Source organism: Thermotoga sp. RQ7 (genome assembly GCF_000832145.1).
In the GTDB taxonomy this organism is placed as follows: Bacteria; Thermotogota; Thermotogae; order Thermotogales; family Thermotogaceae; genus Thermotoga; species Thermotoga neapolitana.
Map to the genome: position 1 here is coordinate 784824 of NZ_CP007633.1, position 14817 is coordinate 799640.

Annotated in this window: 11 protein-coding genes; all 11 read right to left on the reverse strand. The window is 47.8% G+C overall.

Annotated features, from left to right (window positions below):
- Positions 1-46: 46 nt before the first annotated feature.
- The 11 genes from priA to leuS are packed head-to-tail and all read right to left on the reverse strand — an operon-like array spanning position 47 to position 14780.
- Positions 47-2251 (reverse strand): primosomal protein N', encoded by a 2205-nt coding sequence (gene priA / locus TRQ7_RS04010; protein WP_038066709.1) that lies wholly within the window; start codon positions 2249-2251, stop codon positions 47-49.
- Positions 2251-3102, reverse strand: coding sequence for a YitT family protein (locus tag TRQ7_RS04015; RefSeq protein WP_015919005.1), 852 nt, complete (start codon positions 3100-3102; stop codon positions 2251-2253). The genes priA and TRQ7_RS04015 overlap by 1 nt, the downstream gene beginning before the upstream one ends.
- 25 nt (positions 3103-3127) lie before the next feature.
- Positions 3128-4009, reverse strand: a complete 882-nt coding sequence (locus tag TRQ7_RS04020) for a DUF89 domain-containing protein (RefSeq protein ID WP_015919006.1) — start codon at positions 4007-4009, stop codon at positions 3128-3130.
- Positions 3987-4256: an acyl carrier protein gene (locus TRQ7_RS04025; RefSeq protein WP_038066713.1), complete on the reverse strand. Its 270-nt coding sequence runs from the start codon at positions 4254-4256 to the stop codon at positions 3987-3989. Before TRQ7_RS04025 ends, TRQ7_RS04020 begins: the two co-directional genes overlap by 23 nt.
- 58 nt (positions 4257-4314) lie before the next feature.
- Positions 4315-6486: a sodium-translocating pyrophosphatase gene (locus TRQ7_RS04030; protein ID WP_038066715.1), complete on the reverse strand. Its 2172-nt coding sequence runs from the start codon at positions 6484-6486 to the stop codon at positions 4315-4317.
- Between the two features lie 3 nt (positions 6487-6489).
- Positions 6490-9792, reverse strand: coding sequence for a reverse gyrase (gene rgy / locus TRQ7_RS04035; protein WP_041844072.1), 3303 nt, complete (start codon positions 9790-9792; stop codon positions 6490-6492).
- A complete protein-coding gene (locus tag TRQ7_RS04040) occupies positions 9783-10997 on the reverse strand; it encodes an adenosylhomocysteinase (RefSeq protein WP_041844073.1) in 1215 nt (404 codons plus the stop codon). Before TRQ7_RS04040 ends, rgy begins: the two co-directional genes overlap by 10 nt.
- Positions 10984-11451: an HAD-IIIA family hydrolase gene (locus TRQ7_RS04045; protein ID WP_015919011.1), complete on the reverse strand. Its 468-nt coding sequence runs from the start codon at positions 11449-11451 to the stop codon at positions 10984-10986. The genes TRQ7_RS04040 and TRQ7_RS04045 overlap by 14 nt, the downstream gene beginning before the upstream one ends.
- A complete protein-coding gene (locus tag TRQ7_RS04050; protein ID WP_015919012.1) occupies positions 11448-11669 on the reverse strand; it encodes a DUF4911 domain-containing protein in 222 nt (73 codons plus the stop codon). Before TRQ7_RS04050 ends, TRQ7_RS04045 begins: the two co-directional genes overlap by 4 nt.
- Positions 11670-12296 carry a redox-sensing transcriptional repressor Rex gene (locus TRQ7_RS04055; RefSeq protein ID WP_015919013.1) on the reverse strand — a complete coding sequence of 209 codons (627 nt, stop codon included), beginning with the start codon at positions 12294-12296 and terminating at the stop codon, positions 11670-11672.
- A 9-nt stretch (positions 12297-12305) separates the two neighbouring features.
- Positions 12306-14780, reverse strand: a complete 2475-nt coding sequence (gene leuS, locus TRQ7_RS04060) for a leucine--tRNA ligase (RefSeq protein ID WP_041844074.1) — start codon at positions 14778-14780, stop codon at positions 12306-12308.
- Positions 14781-14817: the final 37 nt, after the last annotated feature.

The following is a 14817-nucleotide window of genomic DNA, read 5'->3' on the forward strand; positions in this document are numbered from 1 at the left end:
CACAGCAGTTCAATTAAGGAAAAGATAAGGTAAAGTTACATTAAGGTTAATCCGGTATCTCCAGAGAAGGCGGATCCACCAGTATCAGTGGATCCAAACCCAGCACCTTTGAGTACTTCTCCACCTTTGAAAGGGTTTCTTCCACCTTATCCGTTTTCACCACCAGGTGGTGTCGATAAAAACCTTTCAATTTGAACATCCAGTGCTCTGCAGGTCCAAGAACCTCTTCACCGTCAAGGGAATTTCTCAGTCTCGTCAGAAGCCTTTTTCCCTGGTTCGGATCTTTTGACTTCAGTGCGATGTGAATCAAGTGCTTGTAGGGAGGATAACCCAACGATTTTCTTCTTTCGAGTTCTCTTTCATAGAACCCTTCCACATCTTCTTTTATTGCCCTCATGATCACCTCTTCGTCGGGGTTGTACGTTTGAAGGATAGCCCTTCCCGTACCCTTTCTGGACGCTCTTCCGAACACCTGGACAATCAACTGAAACACCCTCAACGAAGCTGAAAAATCCGGTAGAAAGATGAGTGAGTCCACATCAAGTACACACACAAGACCGATTTCCGGAACATCGAAACTCTTCGTTACCATTCTTGTTCCAACAAGAATGTCTATTTCCCCGGAAATCAACCTGTTTATGTAATCCTCCACCTCCATTACATCCTCGACAACTTCCCGATCTATTCTCATTACTCTCCTTTCCGGAAAATATCTTTGCAGTTCCCTTTCAATCTTTTCCGTGCCAAATCCTTTCCCGGAGAGTTTTCCACCGCAAACAGGACATTCTTCTTCGAATCCGTACTCTCTGCCACACTGATGACATTTCAGTGATCTAGAATCCAGGTGGAAAACGAGAGACACGTCACAGTCTTCGCACTTCAAAACGTGGCCGCAGGTTTCACATTGCACCCTTCCCCAGTATCCTTTTCTTCTCACATAGACGAGCACTCTCCGACCCTCTTTCAGGGTTTCTTCCATCCGATCGAGGGTTTTCCTGGCAAAGCTGCCTACCCTTTCTTCCTTCCTCATATCGACGACCTCTATCGACACGTCTGCGTGTTTTCTTACAAAAGTGAACACCTTGATTTTTCCCTCTTTTGCTTCCACGTAAGTCTTCAAAGCTGGAGTAGCAGAAGACATCACCAGGGGAACTTCAAAGACCCTGGAAATTTCCCTTGCCACTTCAACCGCGTCATAGGAAGGAGGTGAATACTGATAGAAACTCTCATCGTGCTCTTCGTCAACTATGATCAGAGAAAAGTTTTTGACGGGAACAAACACGGCACTTCTTGTACCGAGCAGGATATCGATCTTCCCTTCCACAGCTCTGTACCACTCTAGGTTTTTTCTAGATTTCGATAGGTAACTGTGGTATATGCCCACTCTCATCTGTGGGAACAATCCTTTCAAGCGCGAAAGCAGATGCGTGAGTATGGAAACCTCAGGTACCAGAAAAAGTACTGTTCCCCTTCTAGAATATTCGCCCGCAAGTTGAAGGAGTGCTTCTGTTTTACCACTGCCCGCGGGCCCAAAGAAAAGGTTCACATCAGAGAGTTCCTCTTTGAAAGTGGTTCGATTGGATCTCTTTTTCGGTGGAACGTCCTGATGAAGAACTTCTATTATTCCTTTTTCCCGGAGAGACTCGATCACGCTTCTGGAGACCTCCAGATCCCTCAAAAGGTCCTCCAGGAGTACTCCGCCGTTGAACTGAAGGTACTCAACCACCATCTTCTGCTTCAGAGTCAGCGGTGTTCGTACCAGTTCTGGAATGGACGCTTTCAGAAAAACTCTCTTTTTTAAACGTGGCTTGGGTTCCTTTATATAGAAAGATTTTTCGATTTTCACGAGCCCTTTCTTCAACATCTCTTCCAGGACTTTTTCTCCTTTATCCTTCACAAAATCGGAAAGAAGCATCTCTTCAAAACCGAGGAAAGGACTTTGCGAGATCACCTTCTCCGTTACGTAATCGTCGATTCCCGGCGGGAAGAAAAGATCGAAGACCATACCTATCGGCGAACCGAACCTTCTTGAGATCCACTTTGCTATTTCAACGTGCTTTTCTGTTAGAAAACTCCTCCCATCTCGCTCCTTCACAGTGAAGGAGTCCTTCTGGAAAGAAGGACCTATCACGTAACATTTCGTCCTTTCTCCTTTCCAGCCGACCCATATTCTCTCACCTGGATTCAGCGGTTCCTCTGATCGAACACAGATCGTCCTTCCTGTTCCCGATATCGCTGCCTCGTAGTACATCACAACTCCTCCAGTTCTTTAAAACCCTCTCCCAGAGCCTGTCTTACTTCTTTGATTACGACAAAGGCTTTCGGGTCTACCTTCCTTATGAATCTGATCAGTTCGTTCAACTCTCTTCTTCTTACCACCACAAGGAGTATTTTTCTTTCCTTGCCCGTGTAAGCTCCCTTCGCAGGAACGTAGGTGGCACCCCTGTGAAGTTTGTAAAGAACAAAATCTTTTATCTCCTCAGACCGTTCAGAAATGATGGTTACTTCACTCGATTGCTCTATTCCTCTCAGCATGAAGTCCACCATTATACCGTTCAGTATCACACCGAGAAGAGCGTACATTCCCGTTCTCGCGTTGAATGTGACACCTGCCAGAGCCGCTATGGTGAAGTCCACCATCAGAAGTCCCATTCCCATGGAGATCCAGAAGTATTTGTTCAGGATCCTTGCTATGATGTCTGTTCCTCCGGTGGAAGAATTCTGAGAAAACGTTATGGCAAGTCCCAGGGCAGTGAGTAATGTGCCGAAGGAGACCGCAAGAAACAGATCGTCACCTGTGTACTTCGGTAAAGGAATCAGACGATCGAACAAATCCACAAAGAAGTTGAAAACGAAAGTGCAGTAAATCGTCTTGGCACTGAAATCGAATCCCACGGTGAGGAAGGCGACAAGAAAGAGCAGACCGTTCAGAATGTACATCCAGATTCCCACTGGAAGCGGAAGAAGATGATGAAGTATCATCGAAAGACCACTCACACCGCCGGCAGCTATGTTGTTCGGTATCAGAAAGACCACCACACCAACGGCGGTGACCAGAGTACCAAGAGTACTGAGAACGTACTCCCTGATCTTTTCTATCAACTTTACTCACCTCCTCGGGAAAAGATCAGAGGGAGGAAGAGGAAATGAACACCTTTCCTCCTACGGGAACTTTCAGAACTTCCGCCACAAAATCACACTTGGCGGTCAGGAGGAAGAACAGGTTCTCTCTTTCTTCCTCGTAAAGACCCTCGAAGTTTCCCTGTCCTTTGGAGACGACGAGGTCTGTTTCGAAAAACATCCTTCTGAACTCTGGTGTAGCTTTGTCCAGGACCACACCCGGCTCTTCCACACCGGAGTCGATCAGTGTGGCAACCTCTTCCAGCCTGATTTGCTTCGCATCATCGACTGTGACGTCGTTTATTATCGGCTTTCCACGAACGGCAACCATCACCTCGAGCGATGGATTCTGCATCTTCATGATCTCGATGAAGAACTTATCGAAAACGATCTCTCCGGCGTTATCTGCGATATAAAAGAGTGTGGAAGCACTTTCGAGGGCGTTTCTGAACTCTTCGAAATCTTCCCTGTCGAAAGGCCTTTCGTAGGCTTCGTGAAGTTTTTCAAAGACGTCTTCTGTTTTCCAGCCTGGGATACCAAGATCTATCAAATTTCCTGAAACTGCCAGTTTCGCAGCAGAGTACACAGGATCAGGGGAATTCAGGATCTCTGTTCTGAACATCTCAACGAGTTTCATTGCCATCTCGTTCGATCTTTCCTTTTCTTCTTTGAAGGGATCCTCCTCCTTCACGTACTCCATGATGAACCTGTGGACCTTCCCGTTGACCTCCAGAGGTTTCATTCCCCATTTCATCTCGCTCATAACTCTGAAGATCTCCCGGAATATCACCCATCTTTTTTCAGGGGAGTTGATGGTCTTCTTCAGGAGATTTTCAGCCTGCCTGAGACTGCATATCAGGCACCTTTCATCCGCCCTCAGATACCTCATCGTTGACCTCCTCCAGTTTTCTGCTCACGATATCTATCAGATCTTTTACCCTGCGAAGACTTTCGAGCTCTTCGTCCTCTATCCTTATTGCGAACTCGTCTTCGAAGAACATGACAAGATCTATCACATCTAGCGAATCAAAGCCGAGTTCTCCAAAAGAGACATCTTCATCGATCGTCTCCAGATTCTTTCCCATCTTCTCTGAAACTATTTCCACAAACTTTGCAAGAAGCTTTTCTCTTTCCAAGGTCATCCCCCCTAAGAATCCTACCACAATTTTAAAGGGGGCCGAAGCCCCCTTCTTATCAGAACAGGTGAACGTGTTTGAAGATGGAAACCGCTATCACCGAAACCACCGACATGATCTTTATGAGAATATCCAGAGAGGGACCCACCGTATCCTTGAGGGGATCTCCCACCGTATCTCCTATGACAAGGGCTTTGTGAGGTTCAGATCCCTTACCGTACCCTTCCAAGTTGCCCGCCTCGAGGAACTTCTTGGCGTTGTCCCAGGCTCCTCCGGAATTTGCCGTCAGAATGGCAAGCATGGCACCACTGATGACGGTCCCTATCAGCACACCTCCGACGAACTCCGGTCCAAGCAGAAATCCTGTCACAAGTGGCGTGAGAATCGCTATGAAGGCAGGATATCCCATCTGCTTCAGAGCGTTATCACTGGTGATTTCTATACACTTGTTGTAGTCCGGCTTTGCCTTTCCTTCCAGAAGCCCAGGAATTTCCCTTGCCTGTCTTCTGATCTCATCCACCATCTTCATAGCGGCCTTCGTGACCGCAGAAATTAGGTAACCACTGAAGTAGTAGGTGATCGCCGCTCCAAGGAGTGCGCCCGCTATCACCCTCGCGTCCACCATGTTCAGAAGGAGTATGAGAGAAGGTGGCTTTCCAACGTCCGATGGACTGATCTGCGAGAACATGTAAGAGGCAAAGAGAGAGAGGGCCGCCAGGATAGCCGAACCGATGGCGAATCCCTTTCCTATGGCCGCCGTCGTGTTACCCACAGCATCGAGATGATCCGTTATCTTCCTCACCTCAGGGTCCAGTTCACACATCTCACTGATTCCGCCCGCATTGTCCGCTATCGGTCCGTAACTGTCCACGGAAACGGATGTTGCAACAAAGGAAAGCATTCCAAGAGCAGAGATTGCAACTCCGTAGAGCCCTGCAAAGTAATCTGCGAAGAGAATACCGAGAACGAGCGTTAAAGTGGGAGGAAGCACGCTCTTCATTCCAAGGGAAAGACCGTTCGAGATGACCATTCCTGTGCCTTCGATGGAGGATCTGCTGAGGAACTGTGTTGGTCTGTAGTGATAACTCGTGTAGTACTCAGCCCAGAAACCGACCAAAATTCCCGCAAATATTCCTATGATCGCTGAAAACCACGGAGAGATGGGACCAAACCTGAAGCCAACAACATCCAGACCCTGGGCATCCTTAAGATAAAAGTATGTCAGGAAAGCGGTCAAAACGACCGTGAGAATGGCGGAAGTCCAGAGACTGATGTTGAGTTCCCTCTGAGGATTGTCAGATGGCCTTTTCACGATCACGTAGAGTATTCCAAGCATGGAACATCCAAGACCGACCAGTGCGAAGAGAATCGGATAGGTGATGAGGGACTGTATGGTTTCCTTCGGGATCTGATGAACAAGGTTTTCTCCCACTCTTTGAACGTATATCGGGAACATGTAAGAAGCCAGGATAATGGAAGACACTATGGCACCAACGAAACTTTCCAGAAGGTCAGCTCCCAGACCGGCAACGTCTCCCACGTTGTCTCCCACGTTGTCTGCTATCGTGGCAGGATTCCTTGGATCGTCTTCAGGAAGGTTCAGTTCTGTCTTTCCAACAAGGTCAGCCGCCATATCCGCTGCCTTCGTGTAAACTCCTCCTCCAACCCTGTCAAACATGGCTATGATAGAGCATCCGAGGGCGTAACCAGAGACCGTCATGGCGAAAGGAACAAAGTTTATCCCAAGCCAGTTGGTGTATATATTGAGATTGTCCAGCTGTCCCATCCATTTTCCAAAGATCAGGTAAACCAGAACAAGTCCAAGGAGGGCAAACCCACCGACGGAAAGCCCCATGACACTTCCACCCTGGTAGGCCACCTTCAACGCGGGTCCTATCTTCCTCGTAGTCCTGGCCGCTTCTGCCACTCTGACGTTTGCTCTGGTGGCCATCTTCATCCCCACGATACCGGCGGAGGCGCTCATCACGGCTCCAAGAAGAAACGCCACACCCGTCTGCCAGGTTGTGAAGATCATGAGGAGTATCGCTATGACGATGGCAACTTTGAAGATAGCCCTGGTCTCGTGCGCAAGGAACGAATCCGCCCCACTTCGAATGTAGGAAGATATCTCCTTCATTCGATCTGTACCCTCTGGTTTTTTAACAACAGCGGCGAAGTTTGCAGCGGCAAATCCCAGTGCAACCAGAGGAATGAGAAAGAGCAGCCACATACATTACCCCTCCTCCGTGAGAGATTTTATTTCCTCGTACAAAAGCCTGAGTGTGGATTGATAATCCTCTTCTCCCTTTTCCACCCTGTCCATGATCTCTTCCAGCCTGCGAGTAGTCTCTTCTGTTACGAACCTTTCGTATCTTTCTTTGAGGAACGAATAGACCATCACTCCCAGTTTCGTTGGTCTGATCCTCCTGTATTTATCCTCATACACGTATCCTCTTTTGAAGAGTACCTCTACTATTTTTGCATAAGTTGAGGGTCTGCCAATTCCCCTTTTCTTCATCTCTTCCACTATAGAAGCCTGAGTGAAGAGAGGTACCGTGTGTTTTTTGTAAATCTTTCTTTCAAGAATTCTGTAGCTTCTGTGTTCGAATCGTGGAGAAATTGTTAACGGCATGAAGAGATTCCAGCCGTCCTTCAGAATTTCCACCACGTACTCCTTCTTCAACTCCTTTCCTTCCACATCGAAAAAGACTGACTGCCTCTTCACCTTCACAGGTGAAGACTGACTGGCCAGAAAGCGGTTGAATATGAGCGAGTAAACCCTCAGGTGCTTCTTTGTCAGGTCCGTTATCAGTCCCTCTTCCATCATTTCCTCGATTTCTTTATCGTCGATGGGTTTCACCGGTCTGATGGCCTCGTGTGCCCCCTCGGTTGACCAGCTCCTTCCTGTGAAGAGTTCTTCTTTGCCGATCTTTCTCAGATAGCTGCGTGCTACGTTCTGGCCTTCCAGTGAGACCCTGATCGAGTCGGTCCTGTGGTAGGTGATGAATCCCTTCTCAAAGAGATCCTGGAGAATATCCATCGTCTCCTGAACACCCAGTCTGAGTTTTTGGGATATCTCCGAGAGCGCAGAAGAAGTCGTGTAAGGTGGAGGAGGGGCAATGTCTTCTTCTGTTTCTTCCACTTTCGACACGCTGATGGCATCGACGGACACTTTCCCTTCAACTTCGAGTTGTGCGCCGTTTTCCAGCGTGATGAGTGTGAAGTTTTTTTCGCTTTTTCTATACTCTTCTTCTCGATCTACTATCCATCCCAGAACCGTGGACTGGACCCTGCCCGCCGAGAGGTTTGGTTTGCCGAATTGCTTTTGAAGTTTTCCACTCAATTCAAATCCGATCCATCTGTCCTGGATTCTTCTCACTACCTGTGCCTTCACCAGATTGAAATCGACAAAACGAACACTCTCCCGTGCCTTTTTGAAACCGTATTTTGTGATTTCATGCATTTCAATTCTTTTCAGAGATCCGTTGGCGGGTATCAGATACTGTGTCACGTCCCAGGATATTTTCTCTCCCTCGACATCGGGGTCCGTTGCCACCAGGATCTCATCAACCTCAAGCGATATCTCCCTCAGTGCTCTGAGGGTCTCAGTTTTGTCATCGAGGTCTTTTGAAGAACAGATGGGACATTCTTCTCGATCTTCTGTGAACTGGTATCCACAACTTCTGCATCTTTTCAGAGAGTTGTAAACAGGAACAAAAATACCGTTTTTTTCCTCAACCCCGTGAATTCCTCCTCTGGTGACAAGATCGTAAACGTGTCCTCTCGTTGCCGTGAACAAAATGATTCCTTCATCCGTTACAGCTTCATGGACCAGGATATTTCTTTCTCTTCGGGAAGAGGACTTTCCCAGGAACTTTGAGATCGTATCCGCTTTGGTTGGCGACTCCACAACTATCAGGAGAGAACGGGAAGTGTCGGAAAACTCCTTCTTCAGGCTCTTTCTGCTTTCTTCCACCTCACGAATGAGTTTTTCCCAATCCACCTCTGATTCCTCAAGAATCTCTTCCTCTGCTACGAGGAGAAGACGGGTTCTCAAAGATTCGAAGATTTCCTCATCTTCTTCAAAGATCACGGCTAGACCCTTTACAAGTACACCGTTCAGTATCCTCGATGATCTTCCAGAAGCCTGAATGTAGGTGTAAATATCGGGAATGATGAGCTCTTCTCCTCTCACGGCAGAGCCCCTGAAGATCTCTTTCACTCTCTCTACAAATTCTTCCTGAGAAAAATGTGATTTTGCGAGTTTTCTGAGTTCTTCTTCGTTCACCTCTCTACCTTTTATCAGGCCTGATTCTCTGAGGAGCCTGGTGAGGACAAACTTCGGAGCTCTATCGAGTTCCAAAGGAAACTTCATGGAGGGAACTCCCCAAAAGATCACGTACTTTATCCTCTCTGGAAGATCAACTCCCCTTGTCAGCTTCCCATAATACGCCTGTACACCCACCAGAACATCGATATCGCCGTTTTTGAATGCATCGAAATTTTCCTCGAACCTTTCCCAGGTTCCCTCAACCCTTATTCCCTGACCTTTCAAATAATCGACCAGATTTCTTCCCTCTTCTTCCGTCTGCGTGAAGATCAGGACACCATCTCTGAACACCCTGAGCAGTTCCACCAAGCGTTCTCTGGACTTTCTGGAAATTCTCACGTGCGTGATGTTGCGGGAGACAGAAACCAGTCTTCCCACGGTGAAGTTGAGAAGATCTCTGAACAACAAGGGCCTGATACCGCGTGGTCTGGCCGTGGCGGAGGAAACCACCAGGATTCCTGTTTTCAAGTTGTCTGGTCTTTCATAGATCTTTCCTTGTTTGATGGCAGAGAGTGCCTTCTTTATGACATTTTCCGGGATCCCCACCATCATGAGAAGGGTGTCTATGTTACGGGAGGCCTTGAGGACTGCGTCCACATCGTCCACGAAAACGAAATCGAACTTCTTTCTGGAGAGCTCTTCTCTGTGTCTGGAGACGAACTGTGTGGAAACGACCAGTATGTGGTAGTCATCTTTTTCAAAACTTTCCTCGAATTTCTTTTTCTCTTCCTTTCCCATTGAGGAATAAAATCCTATGATTTTGGCATCTTCTGACATATTCCTCAATCTTTCGAGGGTCTGCTTGACCAGTGTCACTGTAGGGAAGATGAGCGCCGACTTTTTTCCTTTCCTGGCAAGCCACAGAGAGGCAACCATCCCGAACGTCGTTTTCCCCACGCCCGTTGGTGCTACCATCGTGAAACTTTTTCCCAGGATCGTTCTTTTTGCCCACAAACGCTGATACCCCGTCAGATTTTTTCCAAACATTTCCTTGAAAAAATTCCGAAAGTCCTCGTACTCGCTCCAGAATCTGTGATAGAAGCGATAATCTTTCAACGTTCTTCTCTCGAGAAGAGCTTCATAAATGTCAGAAGGGGACTCCTCGGGAAGACACACTTCACATGGAAGTCCCCTCTCGTTTCTCTCATCGGTGTTCACTCCTCTGCAGTTTATACAGGAATGGTGGTACTTCAAATTCACTGCCAACTCTCTAGATACCTCCTTTGTTTTTCTGTCAGGCTGTCTATTCTCACGTTCATGGATTTCAGTTTCATCATGGCCACCTTCTCATCCACTTCGGGCGGGAGAGTGTAAACTCTCGGTTCCATGCTGGCGTGATTTTTCAGAAGATACAGTATGGCAAAAGTCTGAAGAGCGAACGAAAGGTCCATGATTTCGATGGGATGCCCGTCTCCTGCTGCAAGATTGACCAGTCGACCTTCGGCAAGGAGAAAGACCGTTTTTCCATTCTTCAACACGTAACCCGTCACGTTCGGACGTGCTTCGAATTTCTCAACGGCAAGTCTTTCGAGTGTCTCTACAGGAATTTCAACGTTGAAATGACCCGCATTGGCCAGAACTGCCCCGTCTTTGAGCGACAGAATATCTTCCTCGGTGAGTACATCAGTGTTTCCCGTGGCCGTCACAACAAAATCGGCCAGTTTTACTGCCTCTTTCATCGGCATCACTTCGAAGCCATCCATGATCGCTTCCACCGCTCTGACGGGATCCACTTCCGTTACGATCACTTTTGCACCAAGTCCGGAGGCTCTCAGGGCGATTCCCCTTCCACACCAGCCGTAACCGGCCACCACCACCCTTTTTCCGGCGATCAGAAGATTCGTGTTTCTCATGATGGCATCCCACGTGGATTGTCCCGTTCCATACCTGTTGTCGAAAAGAAACTTCATCTTCGAGTCGTTCACAGCAACAACCGGTACTTTCAATTTTCCGGATTTTTCAAGAGCCTTTAAGCGTTTCACGCCGGTCGTGGTTTCTTCAGAGACACCCTTCAGGTTCTCGAGGACATCGGTCCTTTCGGTGTGTGCTATGACCGTGAGATCTCCGCCATCGTCTATTATGAAATCGGGTCTTTCATCGAGCACCTTCATGAGATTCTGCCGGTAGACATCTTCATCGTGAGTTCTCTTTGCATAGACGGTGATCCCTTTTTTCCTGAGGGCCTCCGCCACATCGTCCTGTGTGGAAAGAGGATTGCTTCCTGTGACAACAACTTTCGCTCCAAGTTTTGCGAGTGTGAGCGCAAGATAGGCCGTTTTCGCTTCCAGATGTATGCTCATACCAACAGTCACACCTTCGAGTGGCCTTTTCCCGGAAAATTCCCGTGATATCTCGTTCAGAAGAGGCATGTACCTGGAAACCCAGTTTATCTTCATCTCACCTGTCTTCATCGCATCGTCCCTCCAGCATTTTTTCAAAGAGTCTCAATATCTTCGTCCCAAGGAACTCTTTCTGACTGATCGGTTCCACTTTTATCACATGGAATCCAAATATCTTCCCCATTAGGACATCGGTGAAAAGCTGGTCTCCTATCATCACACAGCGTCTGGGATCTATCTTTTCTTTCTTTAAAAATCTCCATACTTTGAAGCTCAGAGGTTTTCCCGCTCTCCAGATGAACGTCGCTGGAAGATCGACTTTCCTCGGCTTGCCGTTGGAGACGATCACCACCCGTGCTCTGCTCGACAGTTTTTCCAGGATTTTTCTTTTCTCCTCCGGAAGTTCTCTCTCTTTCCAAGGAGCAAGGGTGTTGTCGAAGTCAAACAGAAAATATCTGTACCCCCTTCGAACCAGTTCATCGAAGTTGATGTCTTCCACCTTCTTCACTCGCGTCAGTCTCTTCATGCTTCTCCAGGATTCTCCCTCACATCGATGATTTCAAGGTCGACCATCTCTTTACAGCCTTCCAGAAGTTCTATCGCTTCTTTTGGAAAGGGGGTGATGATCCTCAAAATGCCGTCTTCGTACTTTCTGATGTTGAACATGTGCTCTTCAACTTCCAGAAGGTAGTTCAGAAGATGAACATCCTCTTTGGATACCCTCACGTATATATCGTACTCCATTCATCTGCTCCTCCTTACAATCTCGAAGGTGAGTACCCTCAGAGCTGCCGTTATGTCTATGTTCTCAACGGGAACGGAGACTTTGATCTTGACAGGTGCAAAATTGAGAATACCCAGGATCCCGCATTTTTCCAGTCTTTCCGCCACACCCTGAGCGTGATCAGCAGGGACTGCGATGACGCCTATTTCTGCTCCTTCTTCTCTGACAAACCTTTCCAGATCGCTCACGTCTTTCACGATCAAACCAGGTGCCACTTCTTTTCCAATCTTCGAGGGGTCGTTATCGAATATCCCGACTATCCTGAAACCTTTTTCACGCATAACGGCGTAGTTGGCTATTGCCCGTCCTATGTTTCCGGCTCCCACAACAACGAGTTTCCATTCTTTCTTGACTCCGAGTATTTCTCCTATTGCGTTGTAGAGATGTTCCACGTTGTATCCAACGCCACGTTTTCCAAACTCTCCAAAATAAGAAAGGTCTTTCCTGATCTGGCTTGCCTTGAGGTCAAGTCTTTTTGCAAGTTCTTCCGAGGAGACCACTTCGACCCCCTCATCGATCAGCCTTTCAAGACACATGTAATAACTGACCAGTCTTTTCGAAACGGGCTTTGGAATCTTCTCTGCCATCCTATCACCTCATATCACGATATTTACTATTCTTCCCTTCACGTAGATGAACTTCTTCACGGTCTTTCCATCGATGTATTCTTTGACTCTTTCCCTCTCCATCACCATCTTCTTCAGTTCTTCCTCTGAGATGTCCACCGGAACAAGGATCTTGTCCCTCACTTTTCCGTTTATCTGAATGGCGATCTCCATTTCTTCGACCTCAAGGGCTTTTGGATCGTAGGATGGCCACGATTGCTGAACAACAAGACCCTCCTGTCCCAGCTCGTGCCAGAACTCTTCCGCCAGATGTGGTGCGAACGGTGATAGAACCAGTGTGAGGTTCTCTGCGATCTCCCTCAAAAGCTTTCTGTTCCACTGATCTTCTGGTACACCGCTCAGGTACTGATTCAGATGGTTGATCAGTTCCATGAGACCACTGATGGCCGTGTTGAACTTGAATCCGCCTTCGATATCTTCTGTTATCTTTTTGATGATGCTGTGCAGTTTTCTTCTGAGTTCCTTTTCAACGGGAGTTGTCAACGAAAGCCCTTCGACAGTTTCTTCCTTCACGTGCGGCAAAATTGTGTAGAATGTGTTCCAGAGCCTTCTGATGAATCTGTGCACTCCTTCGATACCTGCATCACTCCACTCGGCATCTTTTTCCGGAGGCGCCATGAAGAGTATGTACATTCTCAGGGTGTCTGCTCCGTACTTTTCTATCATGTCGTCGGGAGATACCACGTTCCCCTTCGACTTCGACATCTTGGCGCCATCTTTGTATATCATTCCCTGAGTGAAAAGATTGGTGAAAGGTTCGTCGAAATTCAAATATCCAAGGTCGTGAAGTACTTTGGTTATGAACCTCGAGTACAACAGATGCAAAATGGCGTGCTCCACACCACCTATGTACTGGTCCACGGGGAGCCAGTAGTTCACATCATCCGGTTCGAAGGGCTTGTCATCCAGATGTGGATTCACATACCTGAGGAAGTACCAGGAGGAATCAACGAACGTGTCCATGGTGTCGGTTTCTCTCTGGGCCTCTCCGCCGCAGATCGGACATTTTGTCTTCTTGAAGCCTTCATGGAAAGAGAGGGGAGACTGTCCGGTTGGGAGAAACTCCACGTCTTTTGGAAGTCTGACCGGAAGATCTTCTTCCGGAACCGGAACGGTTCCGCACTTTTCGCAGTAGATGATGGGAATGGGAGCCCCCCAGTATCTCTGACGGGATATGAGCCAGTCTCTGAGCTTGTACTGAACCGACCGCTTACCGATTCCCTTCTCCTCAAGCCAGTTTATAACCTTTTCAATACCTTCCTTACTTGGAGTTCCTGTAAACGGTCCGGAATTGACCATGATTCCTTCACCTTCGTATGCTTCTTCCATTTTATCCGGATCGAGTTCTCCATCCACAGGTTTTATTACCACCTTTATGGGTATTCCGTATTTCCTGGCAAAGGCGAAGTCCCTCTGATCGTGAGCCGGCACCCCCATGATGGCACCCGTTCCGTACTCCATGAGTATGTAGTTTGCAACGTAGATGGGTACTCTCTCTCCGTTCACCGGATTCACCGCATACCTTCCTAGGAAGAATCCCTCTTTTTCCGCCTCCACGGACGTTCTCTTGAATCTGTCCTGCTGTTTTACACGTTCCAGAAACGCCTGAAGTTCCTCCTTTCTGTCATCGGGCACCAGTTCTTCCACGAGTGGTGACTCCGGTGCCAGTGCCATGAAAGTGACACCCCAGAGCGTGTCGGGTCTTGTTGTGAAGACTCTTATTTTCGTGTCCGATCCCTCGACGGGGAACTCTATCTCTGCACCCGTGCTCTTTCCTATCCAGTTTCTCTGCATCGTCTTGACGTGTTCGGGCCAGCCAGTAAGCTTTTCCAGATCGTTCAGCAGTCTTTCCGCGTAATCGGTTATTTTGAAGAACCACTGTTCAAGGTGCTTTATGGTCACACTCGTTCCACACCTTTCACATTTTCCATCCTTCACCTGTTCGTTGGCAAGGACGGTCTTGCACTTTGGACACCAATTGACGGCTGCCTTTTTCTTGTAAGCAAGTCCGTTCTTGTAGAGCTGGAGGAATATCCACTGAGTCCATTTGTAGTACTCCTCGTCACAAGTTGCAATTTCTCTGTTCCAGTCGTAGCTTATACCCAGTCTCTTCACCTGTTTTCTGATGATGGAAATGTTCTTCCTGGTCCACTCCTCAGGGTGTATTCCCTTCTCGATCGCCGCGTTCTCTGCAGGCAATCCGAAGGCATCGTAGCCAAACGGATGGAGAACGTTGTATCCTCTCATCCTCTTGTACCTGGCAACGATGTCTCCTATGACGTAGTTTTTCACATGTCCCACATGGAGTGTTCCGGAGGGATAGGGAAACATCACAAGGGCGTAGTATTTCGGTTTTTCAGAACGCTGTGGGGTGTGAAACACTCCCTTTTCTTCCCAAACTTTCTGCCATTTTTCTTCTATTTCCTGGGGCCTATACTCCTTCATAGACGCACCTCCTGATTTTTCTCTGCTCTCTACTAAT

What these genes read in the sequence shown, in the direction of transcription:
- priA (WP_038066709.1), bottom strand. Translation starts at nt 2,251, where the DNA reads ATGTACTACGAGGCAGCGATATCGGGAACAGGAAGGACGATCTGTGTT.
- TRQ7_RS04020 (WP_015919006.1), bottom strand. Translation starts at nt 4,009, where the DNA reads ATGAGGTATCTGAGGGCGGATGAAAGGTGCCTGATATGCAGTCTCAGG.
- TRQ7_RS04030 (WP_038066715.1), bottom strand. Translation starts at nt 6,486, where the DNA reads ATGTGGCTGCTCTTTCTCATTCCTCTGGTTGCACTGGGATTTGCCGCT.
- TRQ7_RS04040 (WP_041844073.1), bottom strand. Translation starts at nt 10,997, where the DNA reads ATGAAGACAGGTGAGATGAAGATAAACTGGGTTTCCAGGTACATGCCT.
- TRQ7_RS04045 (WP_015919011.1), bottom strand. Translation starts at nt 11,451, where the DNA reads ATGAAGAGACTGACGCGAGTGAAGAAGGTGGAAGACATCAACTTCGAT.
- TRQ7_RS04050 (WP_015919012.1), bottom strand. Translation starts at nt 11,669, where the DNA reads ATGGAGTACGATATATACGTGAGGGTATCCAAAGAGGATGTTCATCTT.
- TRQ7_RS04055 (WP_015919013.1), bottom strand. Translation starts at nt 12,296, where the DNA reads ATGGCAGAGAAGATTCCAAAGCCCGTTTCGAAAAGACTGGTCAGTTAT.
- leuS (WP_041844074.1), bottom strand. Translation starts at nt 14,780, where the DNA reads ATGAAGGAGTATAGGCCCCAGGAAATAGAAGAAAAATGGCAGAAAGTT.